Source organism: Micromonospora desertarenae (genome assembly GCF_056150265.1).
Window position 1 is genome coordinate 319450 of the sequence record NZ_JAXCFQ010000007.1, and the last position, 24682, is coordinate 344131.

At 74.7% G+C, this 24682-nt stretch carries 19 protein-coding genes; 8 read left to right on the plus strand and 11 right to left on the minus strand.

The features are described from left to right. Window positions 1-63: 63 nt before the first annotated feature. Together SM577_RS17715 and SM577_RS17720 are read right to left on the minus strand one after the other, a co-directional pair. Entirely contained in the window at window positions 64-3336 is a 3273-nt protein-coding gene (locus tag SM577_RS17715; protein WP_474587421.1) for a hypothetical protein, read from the minus strand. 64 nt (window positions 3337-3400) lie between these two features. Then, entirely contained in the window at window positions 3401-4012 is a 612-nt protein-coding gene (locus SM577_RS17720; protein WP_302920167.1) for an RNA polymerase sigma factor, read from the minus strand. A 54-nt stretch (window positions 4013-4066) separates the two neighbouring features. Here SM577_RS17720 and SM577_RS17725 point away from each other — a divergent pair, with 54 nt between their 5' ends. Next, window positions 4067-5434: a serine/threonine-protein kinase gene (locus tag SM577_RS17725; protein WP_474587422.1), complete on the plus strand. Its 1368-nt coding sequence runs from the start codon at window positions 4067-4069 to the stop codon at window positions 5432-5434. Here SM577_RS17725 and SM577_RS17730 read toward each other — a convergent pair. Together SM577_RS17730 and SM577_RS17735 are read right to left on the minus strand one after the other, a co-directional pair. Beyond that, window positions 5431-5904: a hypothetical protein gene (locus SM577_RS17730; RefSeq protein WP_474587423.1), complete on the minus strand. Its 474-nt coding sequence runs from the start codon at window positions 5902-5904 to the stop codon at window positions 5431-5433. The two genes, SM577_RS17725 and SM577_RS17730, sit on opposite strands and share 4 nt — an antisense overlap. A gap of 446 nt (window positions 5905-6350) precedes the next feature. Continuing rightward, entirely contained in the window at window positions 6351-6839 is a 489-nt protein-coding gene (locus tag SM577_RS17735; RefSeq protein WP_474581292.1) for a nitroreductase/quinone reductase family protein, read from the minus strand. A gap of 207 nt (window positions 6840-7046) precedes the next feature. On the opposite strand from SM577_RS17735, the gene SM577_RS17740 reads away from it, so the two are divergent. Beyond that, entirely contained in the window at window positions 7047-7169 is a 123-nt protein-coding gene (locus SM577_RS17740) for a hypothetical protein (RefSeq protein WP_302920163.1), read from the plus strand. A gap of 12 nt (window positions 7170-7181) precedes the next feature. Here the strand turns inward: SM577_RS17740 and SM577_RS17745 are convergent, their stop codons facing one another. Together SM577_RS17745 and SM577_RS17750 are read right to left on the minus strand one after the other, a co-directional pair. Further along, a complete protein-coding gene (locus SM577_RS17745) occupies window positions 7182-8327 on the minus strand; it encodes an RNA polymerase sigma factor (RefSeq protein ID WP_474587424.1) in 1146 nt (381 codons plus the stop codon). Between the two features lie 4 nt (window positions 8328-8331). After that, window positions 8332-8739: a YciI family protein gene (locus SM577_RS17750; protein ID WP_302920161.1), complete on the minus strand. Its 408-nt coding sequence runs from the start codon at window positions 8737-8739 to the stop codon at window positions 8332-8334. Window positions 8740-8954: 215 nt separating this feature from the next. On the opposite strand from SM577_RS17750, the gene SM577_RS17755 reads away from it, so the two are divergent. The 4 genes from SM577_RS17755 to SM577_RS17770 all read left to right on the plus strand — a co-directional run bounded on the left by SM577_RS17755 (window position 8955) and on the right by SM577_RS17770 (window position 16244). Continuing rightward, window positions 8955-11744, plus strand: coding sequence for a DEAD/DEAH box helicase (locus SM577_RS17755; protein ID WP_474587425.1), 2790 nt, complete (start codon window positions 8955-8957; stop codon window positions 11742-11744). 9 nt (window positions 11745-11753) lie between these two features. Further along, complete coding sequence (locus SM577_RS17760) at window positions 11754-13076, plus strand: SWIM zinc finger family protein (protein WP_474587426.1); 1323 nt, start codon at window positions 11754-11756, stop codon at window positions 13074-13076. A gap of 75 nt (window positions 13077-13151) precedes the next feature. Then, on the plus strand, window positions 13152-15890 hold the full coding sequence (locus tag SM577_RS17765) for an AAA family ATPase (protein WP_474587427.1): 2739 nt from the start codon (window positions 13152-13154) through the stop codon (window positions 15888-15890). A gap of 12 nt (window positions 15891-15902) precedes the next feature. Beyond that, window positions 15903-16244 carry a cupin domain-containing protein gene (locus SM577_RS17770; protein WP_474587428.1) on the plus strand — a complete coding sequence of 114 codons (342 nt, stop codon included), beginning with the start codon at window positions 15903-15905 and terminating at the stop codon, window positions 16242-16244. Here the strand turns inward: SM577_RS17770 and SM577_RS17775 are convergent. From SM577_RS17775 to SM577_RS17795, 5 genes are all read right to left on the minus strand, one after another. After that, complete coding sequence (locus SM577_RS17775) at window positions 16226-16591, minus strand: DUF1330 domain-containing protein (RefSeq protein WP_474587429.1); 366 nt, start codon at window positions 16589-16591, stop codon at window positions 16226-16228. The two genes, SM577_RS17770 and SM577_RS17775, sit on opposite strands and share 19 nt — an antisense overlap. A 64-nt stretch (window positions 16592-16655) precedes the next feature. Continuing rightward, window positions 16656-17024: a nuclear transport factor 2 family protein gene (locus SM577_RS17780; protein ID WP_302920155.1), complete on the minus strand. Its 369-nt coding sequence runs from the start codon at window positions 17022-17024 to the stop codon at window positions 16656-16658. Between the two features lie 217 nt (window positions 17025-17241). After that, the gene (locus SM577_RS17785; RefSeq protein ID WP_474587430.1) at window positions 17242-18546 is read right to left on the minus strand and encodes an FAD-binding oxidoreductase; all 1305 of its coding nucleotides are present in this window, start codon (window positions 18544-18546) and stop codon (window positions 17242-17244) included. A 305-nt stretch (window positions 18547-18851) separates the two neighbouring features. Next, a complete protein-coding gene (locus tag SM577_RS17790; RefSeq protein ID WP_474587431.1) occupies window positions 18852-21128 on the minus strand; it encodes a S9 family peptidase in 2277 nt (758 codons plus the stop codon). Between the two features lie 152 nt (window positions 21129-21280). Beyond that, on the minus strand, window positions 21281-21949 hold the full coding sequence (locus tag SM577_RS17795) for a DUF4097 family beta strand repeat-containing protein (protein ID WP_474581299.1): 669 nt from the start codon (window positions 21947-21949) through the stop codon (window positions 21281-21283). 227 nt (window positions 21950-22176) lie between these two features. On the opposite strand from SM577_RS17795, the gene SM577_RS17800 reads away from it, so the two are divergent. Both SM577_RS17800 and rox read left to right on the plus strand, forming a co-directional pair. Then, the gene (locus tag SM577_RS17800) at window positions 22177-22950 is read left to right on the plus strand and encodes a helix-turn-helix domain-containing protein (protein WP_302920151.1); all 774 of its coding nucleotides are present in this window, start codon (window positions 22177-22179) and stop codon (window positions 22948-22950) included. 162 nt (window positions 22951-23112) lie between these two features. Continuing rightward, entirely contained in the window at window positions 23113-24534 is a 1422-nt protein-coding gene (gene rox / locus SM577_RS17805) for a rifampin monooxygenase (protein WP_474587432.1), read from the plus strand. Window positions 24535-24682 lie beyond the last annotated feature (148 nt).

Below are 24682 nucleotides of genomic sequence, written 5' to 3' on the forward strand. Positions count from 1 at the left end.
GCCGGCCGGCCGGCCGGCCGGAACGGCGGCGGCGGCGATCGTGGGCAACGCGTCGAGGGGCCGTCAGCTCATCTCGACGGCGTACGCCTCCTCGCGGACATCGGCGTCCGGGTGCCGGCGGAGTCCGATCAGCAGGTCCCGCCACGGAGCCGGCCAACCGAAGCTGGCCCCGTGGCGGACCAGCGCCACCGCGAACAGCCCGCCGGCGAGATCGCCGCGTCCGGCCAGTCGGGCGACGGTGCCGGCGAGGAGCGCCGGGTCGGGCCACTCGCGGAGGCCGCCCAGGCGGGCGCCGACACGTTCGGCGGTGCGGAGGGCCAGGACGGGCCGGCCCGCGCACAGCCCGGCGACCTCGTCCAGGTTGTCCAGCCGGCCGAGGTCGACCAGCAGCCCCGTGGCCGTGCCGGCGTACGCGGGGTGGCCGGCGAGCCACCGCGCCGATCCGATCAGCACGCTCTGGTCGGTGCCGGCCGGCCGGCTCCGGGACCGGACGACCGCGCCGCGGGCGAGGAGGTCGATGCGGCGTCGGGCGGGCCGGTCGACCCTCGGGTCTCCGGGATGATCGTCGTCCGTGTCGCGGTCCACGAGCCGGGCCAGCGCGTCACCGAACACCCCGTCGCCGCCGGCCTTCAGCAGGTTGGCGACCTCGATGTGCACCATCGTCTCGTCCAGGTCGGTGAGCCGGTCCACGACCAGTTCGGTGATGCCGGTCAGCCATGGCGACCATTCCCCGAGCTGGGCGAACGCGGCGCGCCGGATCTCCCGGTCGGCGGCATGGCACGCCGCGACGATGAGCGCGCCGAAGCGTGGGCGGTGCCGTTCCGGGATCGTGTACGGGTACGTGCCGAGAACCGCACGCCGCTCCTCCCGGCTGCCGTCGACAGCGGTCCGCACGATGGTCCAGCTCGCCTCGGTCCCGAGCCGCTGCCGGGCGGCCGAGACGATGGCCGCCCGCACGTCGCGGTGCGTGTCCGGGTGGCGGTACGCGTCGAGCAGCGTCGCCATCACTCGCGGCGGCCCGTAGCGGGCCAGCAACCGGACCGCCTCCTTCCGGCTGGTGATCTTCGCGGGACCGGTCACCACCTCGCCGAGCAGGGCGGCCAGCCGGGACGGCGGGACGTGCCGGGCAGCCCGGCCGGCCGCGTACAGCGCGACCCGCGCCCGGTCCTCGTTGGCGTACCGCAGCAGCACCGGAAGCGCCGCGTCCGGTCGGTCCGTCCAGACCAGCGCGCCCAGCGCCGCCTCGACGACCGGCACCTCGGGGGCGTCCAGGTGGCGCACCACCAGGTCGCGGCCCGCGCCGGGGACGCCGGCGGCGGCCCGGATCGCCCCCACTCGCCGCCACACCCCCTGCTCGGTGTCGGCGACGACCTGCTCCTGTAGCTCCACGAAGCGGGCCTGCTGGCGGGGCAGCCAGCGCTCGGGGTGCGACGCCCGGACCGGCACCCATCGCGTCCCCGCCTCGACGAACCGGCCGCGCGGGCCGCTGTCGAGCACCTGGTCGAGCAGGTCGGTGCGGGACGCGCAGACGGTCGCCCACACCTCGTGGATCGTCACCGCCGACGGGTCGACCGTGAGCACCTCGGCGACCCGCTCCGAGCGCGTACGCGGGTCGTCGAGCCAGAGCCCGATCGCCGTCCGAGCCACCGACGGCAGCGTGCCCGGCCCGATCGCCCGACGCAACAGGTCCTGCAACCGCGGCAGCCGTCGGGCCCGCCTGCCGAGCGCGTGGGTGAGCGCGAAGAGCGGACCGTACCGCCCGCGGGCGATCCCGGCCTCGACCCAGCCGCGCAGCCGATCGAAGACCATCGCCTCCTGCCCCCGGCGCAGGACGGTGTCGAAGCGGCGCAGGACCGGCACGCTGGCTGCGGTGCTCACCAGGTCGATCGTCAGCAGCGCCCACTCGCACAGCCGCGGTACGGCCACGTGGTGCCGCAGGACGTCGGCGGCGAGCGTGCTCAGCGCTGTCGTGGTCGCGGCGGAGGCGTCACGGGCGTCGACCGCGTCGGTGGTCAGCTGGGTGAGCCCGGCCGCCGTGTCCGCGGCGAGCAGCGGTGCCGCCGCCGCCAGCGCGGTGAGGGCGGCCGCGCGTACCGGGTCCTGCTCGTTGCGCAGCCGGCCGAGCCGCACGATCACCTCGGCCACCGCCCGCGGGTCGCGGGAGCGGCGGGCGGCCGCCACCAGCAGCGCGTAGCCGTGCGCCCGCTCGTCGGCGTCACCCGAGCGCAACGCGGCGTCCAGCGCCGCGCACGCGTCCGGCCAGGCCAGGTACGCACTCCAGCGGCGCACCTCGGCCTCCCGCTCGCGGATCCTCGGCAGGTCCAGCACCCGGGTCGCCTCGCGGATCCGCACCGCGGCCGGCAGCACCTCCATGACCTCGGCGGCCGGAACCAGCGCTGCCGTGTCGACCTCGGTCAGGGCCCGGTCGTACAGCTCCCCACGTCGGCTCGGCGCGACGGCGTCGAGCAGCGCCGCCAACGCGCTGCCCTGTTCACGCAACCGGCTGGCCAGCGGCGCCAGCTCGTCGGTGGGCAGGGCGGCGAGGCGACGCAGCAGAGCCGGCGGCAGCGTGTTCCGGTGCAGCCAGGCCGCGCGGCCCGGCGTGGTGAGTAGCCGGACGACGCGGCTCGCGTCATGTGCCGCGAGCCGCCCGTACGCGTCCAGCGGGCCGGGCAGCGACTCCTCGGAGGCGTACCGGTCGAGCAGGTCGAGCGCCTGCGCCGGGTCACACCGCAACACCGCACCGGCGGCGCGAGCCCAGATCCGCCCGCGCAGCTCGGGCGGGGCCTCGGCCAGCCGCTCGCGGATCCGGTCCAGCAACGGGTCGGCGTGTCGCCGGACCAGCCGCTCAAGGTCGAGCGCGTGCTCCAGGTAGGGCAGCAACGCCCGTACGGTGTCCGCGCCGCAGGCCGGCAGCAGCGCGGCGGCCTCCTCGTCGCCGAACTGGGTGCGTACCTCGGTGACCAACGCGTCGGCGACAGCCGGCGCATACCGACGGCGCAGGGCCCGGTAGACCCGCCGCCGCTCCACCGCCGGCCGGTCGGTCAGATCGCCGACCGCGGTGCCGGTGCGCAGCGCCGCGGTGAGCGCGGCGCCCCTGATCGACGGTTGCGGGTCGCGCGTCGCGGCGACGATACCGTCGGCGTCCCGGGCCACCATCGCGGCGACCAGCGCGAGCTGTCGCTGGTAGGGGCCCTGCTCGCGGAGGTCGGCGCAGACCTGGGCACGGGTGGGCGCGGTCCGCGCCCATTCCGCGAGGCGGTTCATCCGGCGGCGGTACGGCAGCGAATCGAGGGACGTCAGCAGGGCACGGGTGGCGGCGAGCACGGCGTACATTGTGCCCTCGAGCGGAGCCGATCCCGATCACGGCTCAGCGACGCCTCCCGCCGTCACCGGCGGGTCACCCCGGGGGTCGGCGACCGGCAGCGTCGGCGCCGCCAGCGGTCCCGAGCCCGGCACCGTCGTCCCCGCCCTGCAACGACTCCCGCACGTGCCTGCGGGCATGATGGATCCGGGACTTCAGCGTGCCGACCGGGATGCCCAGCTGCCCGGCGATCTCCTGGTAGTCGAGCTGACACACGTCACGGAGCACGAGTGGGGGCACCAACTCCGGCCGGTGGGCCTCCAGTTTCTCCAGGGCGTCCAGGAAGTCCAGGCGGGAGCCGGCGATGACGCTGGTCGTCCGGGGATCGGCGATCTCGACCGGCAGCGTCGCCCTCGACTGCTCGACCGACCGGCGCCGCAGCGAGCGGTAGGTCTGCCGGGCGCAGTTGGCGACCAGGGTGTGTAACCAGGTCGAGAACAAGGACCGGCCCTCGAACCGGGCGATGTGCCGCGCCACCTGCACCAGTGCGTCCTGCGCCGCCTCCTCCGCGTCCTGCCGGCACGGCAGAAACCGTCCGCACTGTTCGAGCACCCTCGGGCCGATCGCCAGGAGCAGGTGGTCGAGCGCGGTGCTGTCGCCGGCCGCCGCGCGCCGCGCCAGTTCTTCGGTGTCCGATCCGTGCCCCACCGGTGCCCCCGTTTCCTGTGCTCACCGGTCTCCCGGCCGTCGGATAATACGGTGGTGTCCATCCCGCCCCAGGTCGGCCGGTACCGCGTCGTCCGGCCCGTCGGTGCCGGCGCGTTCGCCACCGTCTGGCTGGCGTACGACGACGACCTGCGCGCACCGGTGGCGGTCAAGGTGCTCGCCGACAACTGGTCGCAGCGAGCCGACATCCGGGCGCGCTTCCGGCAGGAAGCCCGGTTCATGCGGCAGGTCGACTCCGACCACCTGGTCCGGGTGCTGGACATCGGCGAGCTGCCGGACGGCCGGCCGTACCTGGTGATGACGTACGCCGGTGGCGGCACGCTCGCCGACCGCCTGGCCGAGGGCCCGATGCCGGTGCACGCGGCCCTGCGCACCGCCGCGGACATCGCCCGGGCCGTGGCCGTCCTGCACGGCAGCGGGTTGCTGCACCGCGATCTCAAGCCCTCGAACGTCCTGTTCGACACCACCTCGACCGGGGAACGGGTGCTGGTCGCCGATCTGGGGCTGGCCAAGACGCTCGCGCACGCCTCCGGCTTCACGCTGGTGGCCGGCACCCCCGGATACATGGCGCCCGAGCAACTCGTGCCCGGTGGCGGGCTGGACGAGCGCTCCGACGTGTACGCGATCGGCGCGCTGACCCACCACATGCTGACCGGGCTGCCGCCCGGGCAGGCGGCGGTGCCGACGCCGCGCATACCCACCGCCGTCGAGCGTGCCGTGCGCCGGGCTCTGCACCGGGATCCGGACCGCCGCTGGCCATCCGCGGCCGCGTACGCCACCGCCCTGGAGGATCTCCTCGGCGCGCAGCGGGTCCCGGCCCGCCCGCCGCTGCGGCGCACCCGCCGGTCGCTCGCCGCCGTCGGCCTCGTCGCCGCGTCGCTGCTCTTGACCGGATCGAGCACCGTCTCCCCGGCACCGCCCGGCTGGACGCGGGTGGCCGACGCGACCGGGACCATCTCGCTCGCCGTACCCGACGGCTGGGCCAGGCAACTGCGCGACGGCGGCTGGAACCCCGCCGCGATCGATCTTCCCGACGGACGTGGTCCCGGGCTTCTCGTCGGGCCGGACCTCGCCCGGTGGTCCGATGTGGACAGCGCCACACCGGGCGTCTTCGCCGGGGTGAGTCGCTCCCTCGCCGGCGGGGGAGCCGAGCCGGCGTTCCCCGCTCACGACGGCTGCACCGACGAGGCAGACCGCGCGGTCACGGTCGGTGCCCTGAGCGGCCGCGTCCGGCGTTGGACGCGGTGCGGCGGCACCGCGACGTCCTTCAGCGAGGTCACGCTTGCCGCACCCGGCGGCTCCGTCGGGGTGTACGTCCAGATCAAGCAGACCGGTGGGGCCGATCGCACCGACGAGATCCTCGGCACGCTGCGGGTGAAGGGTTCGACGACGGCGCACGGCTAGAACCGTTCCCAGTTCCCGCTGCCGTCGGCCTTGCGCCACCGGCGGGTCTCGGTGCCACCGTCGAGCCGGCGGACGGTTGCCTCCACGATGCCGCCGGGCTGCACCCGGTACGAGGTGAACGTCATCATCCGGTCGCCGGCCGCGCTGGGTGGGTCTCCCTTGATGACCGGCCAGGCGTAGCGTCCCCGACCGCCGTCGGAGAGCTGGACCGGGACGAGGGCCTGCTGCCGTGCCGCGCCAGGGTTGCCGAGCTCGACCAGGACCAGGGCGTCCTCCGTCGACGGCGCGTTCGCCGGCTCCTCGACCACGAACTCGGCGTACACCGGCCGGGCGCCACCCGGCAGGATCCGGCACGGCACGTCCGCCCCGTTGGAACCGTTGCGGAAGGTCACGGTGCGGTCGGATTCGCCGCAGAAGGCCAGGTTGCGGATGGCCGCGTTGGGCCAGTCGGTCCGCCGGATCTCGCTCACCGGACGGCTCGGTCGGGAACTGCCGCTCGACGAAGGGCCCGGTCGGGACCCGCCGGTCGCCGTGGCACCCGGCCCGGGGCTGCCGCTGGCCGGAGCGTTCGGTGCGGCAGGGGCGGTCGGGCTCGTGCTGCGAGCGGGGGAGCCGGCGGGTGCCGCCTCGGCGCCGGAGCGGTCGACCCTCGACGTACAGCCGGTGGCCAGGGCGAGGGTGAGCGCCACCCCGATGATCGGTGCGCCACGCATGGGACGCTCCTTCCTCCAGAAGGTCTGTCACATGCTTGGATGCACCGTTGCGGGCAGTGGTTCACGAGGCACCCGCAGTCATCGGTGCGGCACCACGCGCGTGAGACGTCACGGGCAGGGCTGTGGGCGTACCCCGTCAAGCCGCGGGACGAAGGCTGGCGGAGCGGACCGGGCGCCGGCGGGCAGTGGACATCGGAGCGCGGTTACCCGGCAGGGTGCTCGGCGCCGGGCCGGGGCTCCAGGACCACCACCGCGGTCTCCGACGACCGCAGTGCCGCGTGAGCGTCGAGGTTCGTCTCGATGTCGCGCCAGCGGGCCCACAGCCGGGACCGCTCGTCGCCGGTTGCGGCGCGGCCACGTACCAGCCGCTGCCCGTCCACCAGGTCGACTGTCGCATCCGGATGTGCCTGCAGGTTGAGCCACCAGGCGGGCTCACCCTCACCCCAGCCGTTCATCGCCAGCGAGTACAGATTCGGCCCGTCCTCCAGGTACGCGATGATGACGCTGCGTCGCTGGCCGGTGCGGCGCCCGGTGGTGGTCAGCCGCAAGGTGCCCCAGCGGTCGGCGCGGGGCCGCCAGAGCCCGACCCGGCTGCCGGAGACCCGGTACAGACCCCGGTGCACCGACCAGGCCAGCCGGATGAACCAGCGCGGCGGGAGCTTCGGTTTCTCCGCCCGACTCTCGTCCGACATGACCACCTCCCCGGGCTACCAGCGATGGTACGAACAGGACGGCACCCGCGGCATCGGGTGAACCGCCAGCGCTGAGCGGCCCGCCGGTGCGGCGCTGCCTCCTCGCGTCCCCCGTCGCCGGGCCTCGGCAGGTCCGACGACCGGACCGGCGCGCTACCTTCTCGGCCGCCCGGACGGTCAGCGGGCCGGCTGCCGTGGTGGAGCCCGGTGGTGCTGCTCGTCGCGGTGCTGCCGCCGGTGAACCTGGATCCGCTGCCGCTGGCCGGGCTGCTGATGCTGGTGGCACTGCTGCCGCTGCGGCGCCCGCTCGGAAAGGTGTCGGTGGGCTGAGGCCGCCGGGCGTCAGCGACCCCGGCGGGCGTTGAGCCGGGCGGCCTGCCGGGTCAGGTGGTCCCGCTCGGCGAGGTTGGGGGCCATCCGGGCGGCCTCCGCGTAGAGCCGGGCGGCCGTCGCCAGGTCGCCGTCGCGTTCGTGCAGGTACGCCGCCACCGCGGCGTAGCGGGGCAGGGAGTCGTCCAGCCCGGCGAGCGCCGCCAGGCCGGCGCGCGGTCCGTCGGCCTCGCCGACGGCCACCGCGCGGTTGAGCCGCACGACCGGGCTGTCGATCAGGCGGGCGAGTTCGTCGTACCACTCGACGATCTGCACCCAGTCGGTCTCGCCGGCGGTGGGCGCGTCGGCGTGCAGTGCCGCGATGGCGGCCTGGGCCTGGAACTCGCCCAGCCGGTCACGGGCGAGGGCCGCCTGCAGGATCTCGATGCCCTCGGCGATCAACGTGGTGTCCCACCGGCCGCGGTCCTGCTCGGCCAGCGGTACCAGGGCGCCGTCCGGAGCGGTCCGGGCCGCGCGGCGGGCGTGGTGCAGCAGCATGAGCGCGAGCAGCCCCGCCACCTCGGGGTGGTCGATCGCGGCCGCGAGCTGCCGGGTGAGCCGGATGGCCTCGGCGGCCAGGTCGACGTCGCCCGAGTAGCCCTCGTTGAAGACCAGGTAGAGCACGCGCAGCACGGTGGCGACGTCGCCGGGCTGGTCGAAGCGCACGCCGGAGACGGTGCGCTTGGCCCGGCTGATGCGCTGCGCCATGGTCGCCTCGGGTACCAGGTAGGCCTGGGCGATCTGGCGGGTGGTCAGCCCGCCGACGGCGCGCAGCGTGAGCGCGACCGCGGACGACGGCGTCAGCGACGGGTGGGCGCACAGGAAGTAGAGCTGGAGCGTGTCGTCGACCGCGGGCACCGGCCCGGGTGGCGGCTCCTCGTCGACGAGGTCCTCCCGCCGGCGGCGGGCGGCGTCGGCCCGGGTCGCGTCGAGGAACCGGCGCCAGGCCACCGTGACCAGCCAGCCCTTCGGGTCGCGCGGCGGGTCGGCCGGCCAGACGCGGATCGCCTCCACCAGAGCGTCCTGCACGGCGTCCTCGGCCGCCGCGAAGTCGGCTCCGCGGCGGACGAGGACGGCGAGCACGCCCGGCGTGAGGCTCCGGAGCAGGGCCTCGTCCATCAGGTCACTCCGTGATGGTGGGCGGCTCGGTCAGGAACGGGCGCAGCTCGAGCCACTCGTGGATCGGCTTCCCGCCCGCCCCCGGGGCGGCCGACAACTCCCCGGCCAGCTCGACGGCGCGCTCGTAGCTGTCCACGTCGATCACCATCCAGCCGGCGATGAGGTCCTTGGTCTCGGCGAACGGGCCGTCGGTGACCGGCGGCCGCCCCTCACCGTCGTACCGGACGAACGTCCCCTCGGGGGCGAGCGCCTGGCCGTCGACGAACTCGCCGGTCTCCTCGAGCCGGGCCGCGAACTCGTTCATGTACCGCACGTGCGCCGAGATCTCCTCCGGCGTCCACTGGGCCATCGGCACGTCGTTGACCGCGGCCGGAGCGCCCCGGTAGTGCTTGAGCAGCAGGTACTTGGCCATGGTGGTTCTCCTCGATGCGGGTGACCCATTCTGGTCACGTTCACTCCGGGGACGGAGCCCGCCGCCCGTTCTCGACATGGCCGGCAGAACTTTTTCGCTCCGGCCGCCCCCTCGGCGACAGGCGTACCGGCCGGACCTTGTCGTATGATGTACCGTACGCTGTACGGCGAATTGGCCGGGTGGACCTTGACGGCCCACCCGCGTGGGGAGGTGCGGTGCGATCCGGACGGCTCGCGGTCGTCTTCGAGCCGGGGGATCCGCCCCGGACCGGTGTGGTCAGCTTCTACGATCCGACCGGCGCGGGGCTCTCGGCGGAGTTCGACGGGCTGGGGGAGGGCGGCGAACTGCCCCTCGCCCTGCCCGGACCGGGTCCCGTCGTCACCCGGACGGTTCCGGTGCGCACCGTCCCGGTCGGTGCCGCGGTCCGGCGTCTCGCCGCGCTCCGGGACGCGGAGGCACTGACGCCCGCCACCGCATTCTGGTCGGCGGTGGCGGTGACCGGGCTGCACCTCGCCGCCCGAGGGCGGCTGCTGCCCGGGGTCTCCCCGGCCGGCTACGACGCCTGGCGGGCCGGCCCGTTCGACGTGGCGGACGTGGCGCGGATCCGGGCCCTGGCGGCGGCGATGCCGCCCGAGGCCCGTGCGGTGCCGCTCGATCCCGCCGCCGAGCGGCTCGTGTTGCCCGACCCGGAAGGGCTGGTCCGGGCGTTCCTCGACGCCGTCGCCGACACCCTGCCGCGCACCCCGGCGGCGCCCTGGCTGACCGGTGACCCGCGTTTCACCAGCGCGAACCCCGAGCCCAGCGACGACCTGCGGGACTGGGCGCGAGAGGTCTCCGAGGGCGTGGACACCGGCCTCCGGGTGGCGTTGCGGCTGGAGCTCCAGGAGCACGCCGACACCCCCGCACTCACGGCCGTGGTGCGGCTGCGCAGCCTCGCCGACCCCACCCTGGTCAGCGACGCGGCGGCGCTGTGGGAGGGCGACGAGCACGGCCTCGGCGAGCGGGCCACCTTCGAGGCGATGCTCGCCGTCCGGCGGGCCGCCGCGGTGTGGCCGCCGCTGGGACGGCTGCTCGACGACGCCGCGCCGGTCGCGCTGGAGCTGCTCGACGAGGACCTCGTCGACCTGCTGGGCGGCGCCGAGGCGCGGCTCGCCGCTGCCGGCATCGACCTCCAGTGGCCGCCGCGGCTCTCCCGCGACCTGTACGCCCGGGTGCTCGTCAGCACCCCGCCCGGGCCGCCCGCCGAGGTGGCGGCGCACCTGCGCGGCGCCCCGCCGGTGCCGCTCAGCTGGCAGCTCACCCTGGCCGGCGAGCTGCTCACCGAGGCGGAGATGGACCTGGTCGCCAAGTCGGCGCCGATCGTCCGGCTGCGGGACCGGTGGATCGCGGTCGGGCCGGAGCTGGCCGGCAAGGCCCGCGACCGGCAGCTGCCGCCGCTGGCGGCGTACGACGCGCTGGCCGCGACCCTGATCGGCAGCACGGTGGTCGAGGGCGAGCGGGTCGAGGTGGTGGCCGAGGGTTGGCTGGGCGCACTGTGCGAGCGGATCGCCGAGCCCGCCGGCGGGCGCGAACCGCTGGGGCCGCCGGCCGGCCTGCACGGCGCCCTGCGCGATTACCAGCTGCGCGGGCTGCGGTGGCTGGAGCGGATGACCTCGCTCGGCTTCGGCGGCTGCCTCGCCGACGACATGGGCCTCGGCAAGACCGTCACGGTCATCGCCCTGCACCTGCGTCGCCAGGCCGATCCGGCGACCGCCGGGCCGACCCTCGTGGTCTGCCCCGCCTCGGTGCTCGGCAACTGGGAACGCGAGATCCACCGGTTCGCCCCGGGCGTGCCGGTCCACCGCTTCCACGGCACCGCGCGCACGCTGGACCCGGCGACCGACGGTGTCGTGCTCACCAGCTACGGCACCGCGCGGCTCGACGCCAACCTGCTCGCCGGGCCGCGGTGGGGCCTGGTGGTCGCCGACGAGGCGCAGTACGTGAAGAACCGGCTGAGCGACACCGCGAAGGCGCTCCGCCGGATCCCCGCCCGCGCGCGGGTCGCGCTCACCGGCACTCCCGTGGAGAACAACCTCTCCGAGCTGTGGGCCATTCTCGACTGGACCACCCCCGGCCTGCTCGGCGACATCGGCGCCTTCCGCGCCCGATGGGCCCGCCCGATCGAGGTGGACCGGGACGCCGCGGCCGTGGAGCGGCTGTTCCGGCTGGCCCGCCCGTTCCTGCTGCGGCGGCGCAAGGCCGACCCGGGCGTCGCCCCGGAACTGCCGCCGAAGACGGTCACCGACCACCTGGTCTCCCTCACCGGCGAGCAGGCCACCCTGTACCGGGCGGTGGTCGCCGAGGTCATGGCCGAGATCCGGGCCAGCAGCACGGCCATCGCCCGCCGCGGCCTGGTGCTCAAGCTGCTGGTCGGCCTCAAGCAGGTGTGCAACCACCCGGCGCACTACCGGAAGGAGCCGCACGGCCCGCTCGCCGGCCGGTCGGAGAAGCTGCAACTCCTCGACGACCTGCTGGAGACGATCCTCGCCGAGGACGGCGCCGCGCTGGTCTTCACCCAGTACGTCCAGATGGGCCGGCTGCTGCACCGGCACCTCACCGCGCGCGGCGTACCGGCGCAACTGCTGCACGGCGGCACGCCGGTGCCGCAGCGGGAGGAGATGGTGCGCCGGTTCCAGGCCGGCGAGGTGCCGGTGTTCCTGCTCTCGCTCAAGGCGGCGGGCACCGGCCTGAACCTGACCCGCGCGGACCACGTCGTCCACTACGACCGGTGGTGGAACCCGGCGGTGGAGGAGCAGGCCACCGACCGCGCGTACCGGATCGGGCAGACCCGACCGGTGCAGGTGCACCGGCTCATCGCCCAGGGCACCCTGGAGGAACGCATCGCCGCCCTGCTGGAATCCAAGCGAGGGCTGGCCGACGCGGTGCTCACCGGCGGCGAGAGCGCCCTGACCGAACTCTCCGACGCCGAGCTGCTCAGGCTCGTACAGCTGCGCGACGAGCGATAGGAGCGGGACGTGGACGTCGACTTCGAATACGACGACGAGCTGGACGACGGCGAGCTGGACGACGGCGAGCTGGACGACGACGCCGACGCGGCCGAGGACGACCACCGCGCCCGCACCTTCACGGCGTTCGGGCCGGGCCGGCGGATCGGCCGGAAGTTCGCCGACACCTGGTGGGGCAACGCCTGGATCGAGGCGATGGAGCGCAGCGCGCTCGACCCCGAGCAACTCCAGCGGGGCCGCCGGTACGCGTTCGCCGGGCAGGTGGGGCCGATCACGGTGAGCCCCGGCCGGATCTCCGCCCCGGTCCACGACGGCGACCAGTACACGCCACACCGCACGGTGGTGCGCATCGGCACCCTCACCGACGGCGCGTGGGACCGCCTGCTGGACAGGGTCGCCGCGAAGGCGGGACACATCGCCGCCCTGCTCGACCGGGAGATGCCGCACGACCTGATCGACACGGCCGACGACGCCGGGGTGCGGCTGCTGCCCGGCTACGGTGACCTGGAACCGCTGTGCGACTGCCCGTCCTGGGACCACCCCTGCCGGCACGCCGCCGCGCTGTCGTACCAGGCGTCCTGGCTGCTCGACCGGGACCCCTTCGTACTGCTGCTGATGCGCGGGCGGGCCGAACCGGAGCTGATCGAGGAGCTGCGCCGGCGCAACGCCCGCCGCCCGGTCGACGCCGGGGCCGGGGATGAGCGCGCGGGCACGCCGGCCGACGAGGCGTACGCGGCCGTGCCGGCACCGCGGCCGGAACCGCCCGGGCCGGTGCCCGCCGAGCCGATGGCGCTCGCCCCGCTGCTCGCCGCACACCAGGCGGCCGGCGTCGACGCGGAGGCGCTGGGGATGCTGGCCGCCGACGCCGCACTGCGGGCCCGAGAGCTGTTGACCGCGTCCCGCGCCCAGGAACTCCCCGCTGCGCAGGATCCCTGGCCGGACGCGGTGCGCCTGGCGAGCCGCCGGCCCCGGTCCCGGGCGGCGAAGCGGCTCGGCGAGGCCAGTGGGCGGGCGGCCGAGCTGCCCCGCGCCATCCGGGCCTGGGAGTACGCCGGCGCGGCCGGTCTGGACGCGCTGGAGGCGGTGTTCAGCCCACCGAAGGAGGTGACGACCCGGGCCACGGACGCGCTGCGCGCGGCGTGGGCGGGCGACGGTGCCGCGCCCGAGGTGAAGGTCTGGCGCAACCGCTGGACGGTGGGGCGTGACGGGCAGCTGCGCTACGGCCGCGACGGGCGCTGGTATCCGTTCCGGCGGCGTTCCGCCGCCTGGTGGCCGGCTGGTCCCCCCAGCCCCGACCCGGTCGACGCCCTGCTGGAGCTGCGCCGGGACTGACGGCGACCGACCGGGATGCGCCGCCCCCGCTCGCCCTCGTCCCGGCCCGGCGAGCGGCGATGCCAGGATGGGATCATGGGCGCGGGGGAGCTGCACGGGAGAAAGCCCGAACAGGACGCGATCGCCGACCTGCTGGCGGCGGCCCGGGCGGGCACCAGCTCGTCGCTGGTGCTGCGCGGCGAGCCCGGCATCGGCAAGACCGCCCTGCTCGACCACGCGGCCGCGGCGGCCGGGGCGATGCGGCTGCTGCGCGGTACGGGGGTCGAGTTCGAGGCCGAGCTGCCGTACTCGGGGCTGCAGTTGCTGCTGCGCCCGACGCTCGGGTCCCTCGCCGCGCTGCCCGGACCGCAGCGCGCGGCGCTGGAGGCGGCGTTCGGGCTCGGCCCCACGGCCGGCTCCGAGCCGATGCTGGTCGGGCTGGCGGTGCTCTCCCTGCTGACGGAGTACGCGGACGACACCGGGCTGCTGTGCCTCGTGGACGACGCGCAGTGGCTCGACCGGGCCTCCCGGGAGGCTCTCCTGTTCGCCGCCCGGCGCCTGCACGCCGAGGGCGTGGTCATGATCTTCGCCGCCCGCGACGGCGAGGGATCCTTCCCCGCCCCCGGCCTTGCCGAGCTGCGCCTGTCCGGGCTGGCCCCGGAGGCGGCCGCGGCCCTGCTCGACCGGCACCCGCTCACCCCCGCCGTGCGCTACCGCCTGCTCGCCGAGGCCCGCGGCAACCCGCTGGCCCTGCTGGAGCTGCCGGTCGCCCTGGCCGCCGAGGGCGCCAGCGCGTTCTCGCCGGGAGCGCTACCGCTCACCGGTCGCCTGCAACTGGCCTTCCACGGCCAGGTCAGCCGCCTGCCCGAGACCTGCCAGAGCCTGCTCCTGGTGGCGGCGGCCGACGAGACCGGTGAGCTGGCCGTGATCCTGCGGGCCGCCGCCGCGCTGGGAGCGGCGATCGAGGACCTGGCCCCCGCCGAGCGGGCCGGCCTGGTGCTCCGCGGCGACGCCGACGGCACCACCATCCGCTTCCGCCATCCGCTGATCCGCGCCGCCGTCTACCAACGGGCGCCGCTCGCGCAACGCCTCGCCGTCCACCGCGCGCTCGCCGCCGCCCTCGACTCGCCCGAACACGCCGACCGCCGGGCCTGGCACCTGGCGGCCGCCACCACCGGCGCCGACGAGCAGGTGGCCAGCGCGTTGGAACGCACCGCCGCCCGGGCCCGTGACCGCAGCGGCCACGTGGCGGCCGCCGCGGCGTACGAACGCGCCGCCCGGCTGAGCGCCGAGCCGGCTGCCCGGGCGCACCGGGAGGCCCTGGCGGCGGAGGCGGCCCTGGAGGCGGGAGACCTGGAGCGGGCCCGGGCCCTCGGGGTGCGCGCGGCCCGGCGGCTCGACGACGCCCCGGTGGTGCGGGCGCGGATCGCGCAGGTGCGGGCGGTCGCGGACTTCTGGCAGGGCTCCTACTCCACCGCACACCGGCTGCTGCTCGACGGCGCCGGGCTGATCCGCGACGCCGACCCGGGCCAGGCCGCCCGGTTGCTCACCCAGGCCGTGCACACCTCCTGGTACCTGGGGGAACGGCAGCTCGCGGAGACCCTCGACCGGCTGGCCGCGCTGCCGCTGGACGACGCGGACCCACTCGCGCCGGTCGGGCGCCACCTCGTCCACCTCGACCCGGGCCGCGCCGAGCTGCCGCCGCCGCTGGGCGACACCCTCGCGGCGGTGCGGCGGCGCGGCCGGGCCCCCGACCAGGTGCTGCTGATCCTCTGCGGGGCGGCGCTCGCGCTGGGCCAGGACTCCGACGCGTACGAGCTGGCCACCGCGCTCGCCGCCGAACACCGCGCCCGCGGCGGTGCCGGGCGGCTGCCGACGGTGCTGTTCTTCGCCGCCGAGGGCGAGGTGTTCGCCGGACGGCACCGGGACGCGCTCGCCACGGCGACCGAGGCCCTGGGGCTGGCCCGGGACACCGGCCAGCAGCAGTGGGTCAGCCAGTTCAGCAGCGTGCTCGCCTACCTCGACGCGGTCACGGGGGAGGAGGCGGCCTGCCGGCGCAACGCCGAGGAGGCACTGGCGGGAGCCACCGCGGCGGCCATCGCTCCCGGCGCGCCGTGGGCGTACTGGTCGCTCGGGTTGCTGGAGCTCGGCCTCGGCCGTGCCGAGGCGGCGCTCGCCCGCTTCGAGCGCCTGAACCGCGAGCCGATGCGGCATCACATCTGCGCCACCCGTTCCGTTCCCGACCTGGTGGAGTCGGCCGTCCGGGTGGGGGAGCCGGAGCGTGCCACCGAGCCGCTGGCGCGTTTCGTCCGGTGGGCCGGGTCGGTCCGGCAACCGTGGGCCGACGCGCTCGTGCTGCGCTGCCGCGGGCTGCTCGCCACCGACGAGCGGGCCGAGGCGTACTACACGGCGGCCCTGGACCGGCACGACCGGGACGGCCGCCCGCTGGAGTACGCGCGGACCGCGCTGCTGTACGGGGAGTGGCTGCGCCGGGCCCGGCGCAAGGCCGAGGCGCGCGGCCCGTTGCACGCCGCCCTGGAGGTCTTCGACCGGCTCGGCATGCGGCCGTGGGCCGCCCGTCCCCGGGGCGAGCTGACCGCGACCGGCGTCCAGGACCAGGATCCGGCGCCCGGCGACGGCGTGGTGTCCGGCCTGACCCCGCAGGAACTGCAGATCGCCCGGCTCGCCGCGCAGGGCCTGTCCAACCGCGACATCGCCGCCCAGCTCTTCCTCAGCCACCGGACGGTCGGCTACCACCTCTACAAGGCCTACCCCAAGCTCGGCGTCGCGTCCCGGGGCGAACTCAAAGAACTCGCCGGTCAGCTCGGGCTGTGAGATCTTGTCCGGATGACCACCGCGGAACAGGTGCTTGCTGGGCAGATGATGGCCGTGGACGTCGACGAGGTGCCGCCGGTCGAGCTGGGCCCCGGTGTCCAGGTACGGGCGCTCCCCGGCATGCCGGGGATCAGGACGTGGGTGATCGACCTCGCCCCGGGCGCCGAGTGGCCGGACCTCGACCGGCACGAGACGTACGGCGAGGCGTACTTCGTCGTGCGCGGCGAGGTCGTCGAGGGCGACCGCACCCACGGCCCGGGCTCCTACGTCGCCTTCGGCCCGAAGACGAGCCACCGGCCCCGTACCCGGACCGGTGTGCGCGCCTTCGGCTTCAACTACGACGTCACCGGCTGACCCGCACCGGAACCCTTGCGCAGTTCGGCGGCCATCGCGGCCGAGTCGTGGTCGGGCCCGACGCCCTCCACGATGATCAGCTCGCCCTCCAGGTGGTCCGTCCGCAGCGGCAGGATCGCCTGGTAGGCCGCCGACTCGTACCAGTTCCGCGCGTGCTGGGTCGACGGGAACCGGAGCATCACGACGCTGCCGGGCCAGCTGCCCTCGCGGACGTCGACCGGGCCGCCGTGCACGACGAATCGGCCGGAGAACGGGTCCATCGTCGCCTGGATCCGCTCCATGTACTCCAGCACCTCGGGGTGGAGCTCCTCCGGGTCCCGCAGGTGCGCGATCACGTAGGCGGTCATCGTTCCTCCCTCTGTCACGTGGACGACCGGGGGCGGACCGGCTCGGCGGCCCGCCCCCGGGTGTTCAGATCCCGGCCGGCACCTTGTCGAGGAAGCCGAGCACCTGGCTGATCCGCCCGTCGGCACCGATCACCGCGACGTCGAAGCCGACGACGACCGGCTCGGCGCCCTCGGGGCCCAGGTGCCAGGTGAACCGCGCGATGTCGTGGTGGGTGTCCACGGCGCCGCCGAGGCTGAAGACCAGCCCACCGAACTGCCCCTGGACGGCCGCGATGGTCGCGTCGAGCCCGTCCCTGCCCCGCACCGACACCAGCGGGTCGGTGTAGACCGCGTCGTCGGCGAAGACCTCCCGGAGGACGGCCTGTCGCGCGGCGGCGTCGGTCTCGTTCCAGGCGGCGAGGTAGCGCTGGACCAGGTCGGTGATGTCGCTCATGTCTGTCTCCTCAGTGGTCGTGCTCTCAGGTGACCACCACGCTATGGGCCGGGCGACGACGGGGAATCTGACGCGCATAGGTACTTTCGCGCGCCCCTTCGGTAGGAGGCGACTGGCGCCGTACGGGACGTGCGGGTCGTCGAGCCGCGGTCGAGCCGCGGCCGGTGTCGGGCGTGCCGTTCGGCCTCGCTGCGGGGAAGCCGGCCGGGGCCGCGCCTCAGCCCTCCACGGGGATGTTGGCGCGGAACACGTGGTGCGGGTCGTGCCGGCGCTTGACGTCGCGCAGGCGCGCCACGACGTCCGGGGTGAAGGCGTCCGCGACGCTCTCGCTCGGGTTGAGGAACGTGAAGGGCTTGCGGCCGCTGGTGGGCAGCGCGTCGGCGAGGGCGCGCTGCTTCGCGGTGACGGCCTCGGCCCGGGCCGGGTCGGTGGGCAGCCCGAACAGGTACAGGGCGTAGGGCTCGCCGAGCGGGCCGTGCGGCGTGTCCGACGGGCGGGCCAGCGCACCGTCGAGGTGCCGCAGCTGCACGCTGAGCAGCGGCTCGATGGGGTCGTCCAGCAGCGTTCTGACCGCGTCGTCGTCCAGCGTGGTCAGCAACTCGGCGCGGGACAGGCCGGCGCTCGGGTCGGTCGGCTCCGCGGTGATCGACCCGAGTTCGGCCACCGACATCGGTCGCCGGCTGTCGGACAGCGGGGCCGGCAGGCGGTCCAGCGGGCCGAGCAGGTCGCGGGCTTCGGCCGGATCTCCGAGGTAGGTGACGTCGACGGCGACCATCGGGGCGCCACCCGGGAAGTGCAACAGGTCCAGCCAGACGGTCAGGGTGTCCGGCGCGGTGGCGGTGATCCGGCGGTACGCGTCGAAGACCGCCGGGGCCTGGTCGGCCAGCCACAGCATCCGACCGCCGTACAGGGCGGGCGCGGGGTGCAGGGTGAGTTCCAGGGCGGTGACGACGGCGAAGCTGCCGCCGCCACCGCGCAGCGCCCAGAACAGCTCGGGTGCGGAGGTGGCGGTGATCCGGCGCTCGTGGCCGTCGGCGTCGACGACGTCGAACGCGGTGACGCTGTCGGCGACCCAGCCGTACGCCCGGCTGAACCAGCCGAGACCGCCGCCGAGCGCGACGCCGGTGACGCTGACCACCGGCGAGCTTCCGGGCATCCCGGTCAACCCGTGTGGTGCCACGGCGGCCTGGACCCGGCCGGACGACACGCCGGCACCGACCCGGGCGCGACGGGCCGCCGGGTCGACCTCCAGGGTGTCCAGCCGCCGGGTGCGCAGCAGGATGCTGCCGCTGGTACGGCCCGTGGCGCCATGCCCGTTCGGCTGGGTGGCGATGCTCAGCCCGGCGGCACGGGCGTGCCGGACGAGCGCGGCGACGTCGGCCGCGTCGACGGCCTCCACCACGGCGTCCACCGGCTGCTCGACGGCGAGGTTCCAGGGGCGGCGGGCGGCGTCGAAGCCGGGCTCGCCGGGCAGCCAGACCTGGCCGCGGACGGCGGAGCGCAGGTCGTGTGGGGTGTTCATGGTTGTCCTTCTTCCGACGTGCGGATGGCCGCCCCGTGCGGCGGCGGCAGTCCGTGGCGGTTGGCGGGTGTGCGGCATGATCGCCTGCGCCTCCACCCTGCGGCCGAACCGGACGGCGAACAATGCCGAGGTCCGCCACGATCGTTAAGCGGAGATTGACGATGCGGGAGCGGGGCCCGGCGAAGCGGCACCGGACGGGACTTCCGCGGTCGCCCCACCTGGCGCACGACCGCACGGAGTCGACAGCACACGTACGGGCGCCGGTGCCCAGCCCGAACGGCTGAGCACCGGCGCCCGTGTCGCGGTCAGGCGAACAGCTCGCTGAGCAGTTCGGCGTCGATGGGGATCGGGGCGGGGCGGTACGCCGGCGGCTGCTCGCCCATCAGCTCGCGCACCAGGAAGTCCCAGCCGCGCTTGCGGACGTAGTGCAGGCAGTCGATGAAGGCGTGCTCGGCGCCCGGCACGATGAGCAGCTCGAAGTCCTTGTCGGCGGCGATCAGCCGGTCGGCCAGCCGGAGCGTGTGGTCCGGGTGGACGCGGTCGTCCATCTCGCCGTGGATGAGCAGCAGCCGGCCGGCCAACCGGTCCGCCAGGTCGACGTTGGAGGCGCGAGCCCAGGCGTCGGGATTGTCCGCGCCGTCGTAGGTCTCCACGAAGTCCAGGCTGAAGTGGCGGGCGTCGTGCGAGCCGGCGAGGGCGACGCCGACCTTGTACACCTCGGGGAAGTCCAGCATCGCCCGCACGGTGGCGAACCCGCCGCCGGAGTGGCCGAACGCGCCCACCCGGTCCAGGTCCATCCACGGCCGGGTCTCGGCCAGCTGCCGCAGCGCGGCGACATGGTCGGCCAGGCAGCCCGCGTCGGCCAGGTGGCCGTAGGAGGCGTCGTGGAAGGCCTTGCTCCGCCCCGGCGTGCCTCGCCCGTCCACCGCGACCACCACGAAGCCCAACGCCGCAAGGGGCTCGGCGTCCAGCCCCATCCCGCCGGGGTCGAAGCCCGGGTCGACCCGGTTCACCTGCGGGCCCGGGTAGACGGTGTCCACCACCGGGTAGCGCCGCTCGGGGTCGAACCCCCTCGGCCGGTACAGCACCCCGTAGATGTCCGTCACCCCGTCGGCGGCCTTGACCCGGAACCGCTCCGGCGGCGTCCAGCCGATGGCGGTGAGCTTGCTGACGTCGGCGCGTTCCAGCTCGACCAGCACCCGACCGGACCAGTCACGCACCCGGGACACCGGGGGCGTGTCGACGGTGGACGCCGAGTCGACGAAGTACTCCATGGTGTCCGGCGTCGTGACGACGTGGTCCAGGTCGTCGTCGGTGAGCCTGGCGAAGCCGGAGCCGTCCAGACCGACCCGGCACACCGTGCGCCGGTACGGGTCGGCGTCCACCAGCCCGGCGGCGGTGAAGTACACCGCCCGCTCGGCCTCGTCGACGTGCAGGATCTTCCGCACCGCCCACTGCCCGGCGGTGACCTGCCCGAGCAGCTCGCCGGTGTGCAGGTCGTACCGGTACAGGTGGCCCCAGCCGTCGCGCTGCGAGTACCACAGCACCTCGTCGGCCAGCACCCGCACGATCGGCGGCTCGTACATCCACTGGTTGGGCTCCACGCGGGTCGGCCCGGTCTCGCTGAGCACGGTGGTCACCTCGCCGGTGACCGGGTCCAACCGGTGCAGGGTGAGCGTGCGCCGGTCGCGCGGCTGGCTGAGGTAGTACACCGCCGAGCTGTCCGCCGCCCACCACGCCCACTTGACCATGATTGGCGACAGCATCGGCATGAGCAGCGGCTCGGCCTGCGCGCGGACCACCGTACCCGTGGCGACGTCCAGCACGACCAGCTCGGCCCGGGGCATGCTCTCGTCCCCGGCGTAGGGGTACCGCTGGGTGTGCAGCTGCGGCGCGCCGCCGTGGGCGGGCCTGGCCTCCACCAGGTGGGTCTGGCGGACCTCGCGCTCGTCGGTCCGGTGCGTGAGTACCTTCGTCGAGTCGGGCGACCAGGCCACCGCGGGCGGCAGGTGGGGCAGGCCGATCTTGCGCAGCAGGGTGCCGTTGCCGAGGCACTCCGGGCTGGAGCCGTACTGGTAGGCGGGCTCGCCGTCGGTGGTCAGCGCCCACTCGCGGCCGTCGGACGGCGAGCGCGCCCACAGGTCGTGCCCCCGTCGGGACACCGCCACCTTGCTGTCCGGTGACGGCACCTCCAGCGGGTTGCCCGGCGGCGTGAACTCGGCCCGCTCGCAGGCGTAGCTGTCCAGGTGGCAGCGCCAGAACTCGCCGAACGCGACGAACTCCACGGCGCTGCCGGACAGCGCGACGGCGTTGAACGGCAACGCCTCGGGGTCGACCTGCTGGCCGGCGGCCGCGGCCAGCCCGGCGGCGAGCCGCCCGTGGTCGAAGGCCGGCCCGCGGGTGCCCGCCGCCGGGTCGACCAGCACGAAGCGCGCGCCGACGCCGTTGCTCACCCGGTACCAGAAACGCCGTCCTCCGTCGATCCACTGTGGTTTGATCTTGTCGCCGACGACGAGCTCGCCGGGGCGGGCGGGTCGGCGCAGGAGTTGTTCGGCAGCCTGGTAGTCCTGGATGGTGGTCATTCGTACTGTCCCTTCTCGGGTCGCTGTCGTGCGCGGTGCGGCCACGGCGGTGCCACCGCCCCAGGGGTGACGCGGTGCTGGCACCGCCGTGGCCGCGAGACCTGGACGGTCGGTCGGACTGCTCCGGAGACCGCCGGCTGGTCGGGTGCTGGTCAGAGGCTGCGGGCGACGATGTCGCCGTAGGCCGTGGTGGCGTGGATGTCGAGCTGGGCGCCGGCGCCCTCGGTGTTCATGAGCGCGTTGGTGACCCGGCCGTAGCCGGTGCCGGCGTCCAGGGCGGCGGAAACCCCGTGGGCGGCCTGGACCGACACGTCGCCGGCCTGGGTGCGGAGCACGAGCTTGCCACGCACGGCCTCGGCGATCCGGATGTCGCCCTTCGCGGTGCTGATCTCGGCGGGGCCGGTGAGCCGGCCGATCTCGATGTCGCCGCTGGCGGTGGCGAGGCGGACGCTCGCGGCCTCGTCGACCTTGACCGCGCCGTGCGCGCCGTCGAAGGTGACCTCGCCGACGCGGCCGACGGCCCGGAACTCGGCGCTGGCCGCCTTCACCGCGACCTGCGAACCGGCGGGCAGCTGGACCGTCACCTCGATGGATCCGGAGTTGCCGAGGATCTGGTTCTTCGCCGAGGCCTCGATCCGCAGCACGCCGTCGCGGTATTCGACAGTGGTGCGCTCCGCCACCTTCACGTCGCGGCCCTTCGCGGGGTCCGCGGGCCGGACCTCGACGGCGGTGTCGGCCCGGTCGGCGGCGATGACCTGGATGCGCCCGGCGGGGATGTCCACGACGGCGGAGACGGGCTTGGGGGTGTCGAAGGTCTGCATCGCGTTCTCCTCGTGTGCTCGTTGTTTCTGATGCCGGAAACGCTACGTTGCGTTCGTGAATCGAGCAACAAGCTTGTTGCGAAACATGGGCGTTGTGGCAGGTGAACGGCACGAAATCGTTGCAACGATTCTGCTTTTAATGCAACGAGCATCGGATGCTTCGTTGCATTGGATGAGGAGTGAACGCTAAGCTGGCGGCGTCACGCAACCGGGAGAGGGAGATCGCCATGCCGGGCGGCAGGCTCACCCAGCAGGAACGCCAGCAGATCGCGCTGGGGCTGGCCGACGGCCTCGCCTACGCGGAGATCGCCCGGCGTCTCGACCGCCCCACCTCGACGATCACCCGTGAGGTGATGCGCAACGGCGGCCCCACCGCCTACCGGGCCGACCTGGCCCACCGCGCCACCGAACGCCGCGCCCACCGGCGCCGGCAGGCCGTTCCGCGCGGGCAGCAGGTGCCCGCGCAGGCCCATGGACGCGACGCCGAGGCGGTGCGCGAGTACGAGGAGACGTTCACCACCCTGCTCATGCAACAGGGTCTGCCCAAGATGATGTCCCGGGTGCTGACCTGCCTCTTCACCGCGGACGCGGGCAGCCTCACCGCGTCCGAACTCGTCGGGCACCTCCAGGTCAGCCCGGCGTCCATCTCCAAGGCGACCACGTTCCTGGAAAGCCAGGGCCTCATCCGCCGGGAACGCGACGAACGCCGCCGCGAGCGCTACGTCGTCGACGACGACGTCTGGTACCAGTCGATGATCGCCAGCGCCCGGTCCCACGCCCAACTCGCCGCGACCGCACGGCAGGGCGTCCGCGTCCTCGGCCCGCACACCCCGGCCGCCATCCGCCTGGAGAACATCGCCCGCTTCGTCGACTTCGTCGGCGAGAGCATCATCCGCGCCGCCGAACAGGCCCGCGAGATCCTCTACACGAAGACCGACGCGACCCCGGGCGACAGCACCGCCCCGGGCCCGGCCGCACCTCCGATCATCAACCCTGACTGAACGATGCGTTGCCGAGGACGCTGTTGATCCGAGGTCCGCCGCGGCGGACGCTGTGCGGGCCCACAACGTCAGTCACCAGCATCGGAGAACCGGCCGTGGGCGCCGCGTGGTTCGCCGGACGTGCACAGCGGGACGTTCGTCCCGTGAGCGATTGGACGGTTCATGTTTGATGTGATCATCGCCGGCGGCGGCCCGACCGGCCTGATGCTCGCCAGCGAGCTGCGGTTGCACGGTGTGCACGTGGTGGTGGTGGAGAAGGCGACCGAGCCGACCCGGCAGGTCCGCGCGCTCGGCCTGCACGTACGCAGCATCGAGGTGATGGACCAGCGTGGCCTGCTGGAACGGTTCCTGGCCCTCGGCCAGCAGTACCCGGTCGGCGGTCTGTTCGCCGGCATCCTCAAGCCCTCGCCCGACCTGGACACCGCGCACGGCTACATCCTCGGGATCCCGCAGACCACCATCGACGGCCTGTTGGCCGAGCGCGCCGTCGAACTCGGCGTGGAGATCCGCCGCGGCAGCGAGCTGGTCGGGCTGAGCCAGGACGAGACCGGGGTGACCGCCGAACTCGCCGACGGCACGCGGCTGCGCTCCCGGTACCTGGTCGGCTGCGACGGCGGTCGCAGCACGGTGCGCCAGCTGATCGGCGTCGCCTTCCCGGGTGAGCCCGCCACCGTCGAGACGCTGCTGGGCCACATGGAGGTGGCCATGGCGCCGGAGGCGGTGGCCACCCTGGTGGCCGAGGTCCGCCAGACCCACAAGCGGTTCGGCGTCACGCCCTTCGACGACGGGGTGTACCGGGTGGTGGTGCCCGCCGAGGGGCTGGCCGAGGACCGTACCGTTCCGCCCACCCTCGACGAGGTCAAGCAACGGCTGCGGGCGTTGGCCGGCACCGACTTCGGCGTGCACTCGCCGCGCTTCCTGTCCCGCTTCGGCGACGCCACCCGGCTGGCCGAGCGGTACCGGGTGGGCCGGGTGCTGCTCGCCGGCGACGCGGCGCACATCCACCCACCCACCGGCGGGCAGGGGCTCAACCTCGGCGTCCAGGACGCGGTCAACCTCGGCTGGAAACTGGCCGCGGAGATCGCCGGGTGGGCGCCGGACGGGTTGCTGGACACCTACCACACCGAACGGCACGCGGTGGCCGCGGACGTGCTGGACAACACCCGCGCGCAGATGCACCTGATGTCCACCGAGCCGGGGCCCCGGGCGGTGCGCCGGCTGCTGACGGACCTGATGGACATCGAGGAGGTCAACCGGCGCCTGCTCGAAAAGATCACCGCGATCGGCATCCGGTACGACTTCGGCGAGGGCCACGAGCTGCTCGGCCGGCGGATGCGGGACGTGCGGCTGAAGCGGTGGCGCCTCTACGAGCTGACCCGCGGCGGTCGCGGACTGCTGCTCGACCAGACCGGGCAGTTGTCGGTGGCGGGCTGGTCCGACCGGGTCGACCACGTCATCGACGTCAGCGAGGAACTGGACGTCCCCGGCGTGCTGCTGCGCCCGGACGGCCACGTGGCGTGGGCCGGTGACGACCAGCAGGACTTGCTCACCCAGCTGCCACGGTGGTTCGGCGCCGCCCACTGAATGGGCGGCGGTGCCGCGCCGGCGCGCCGATGGCGGACGCGTGGGCGGTGCCGGGCGACGAGGGTGGGGTCGCCCGGCACCGCCGGCCCGGGGCCGCGCCCCGGCCCACCCGGTGCACCGGGGCGGGCGGGGCCCGCCCCCCCCCCGG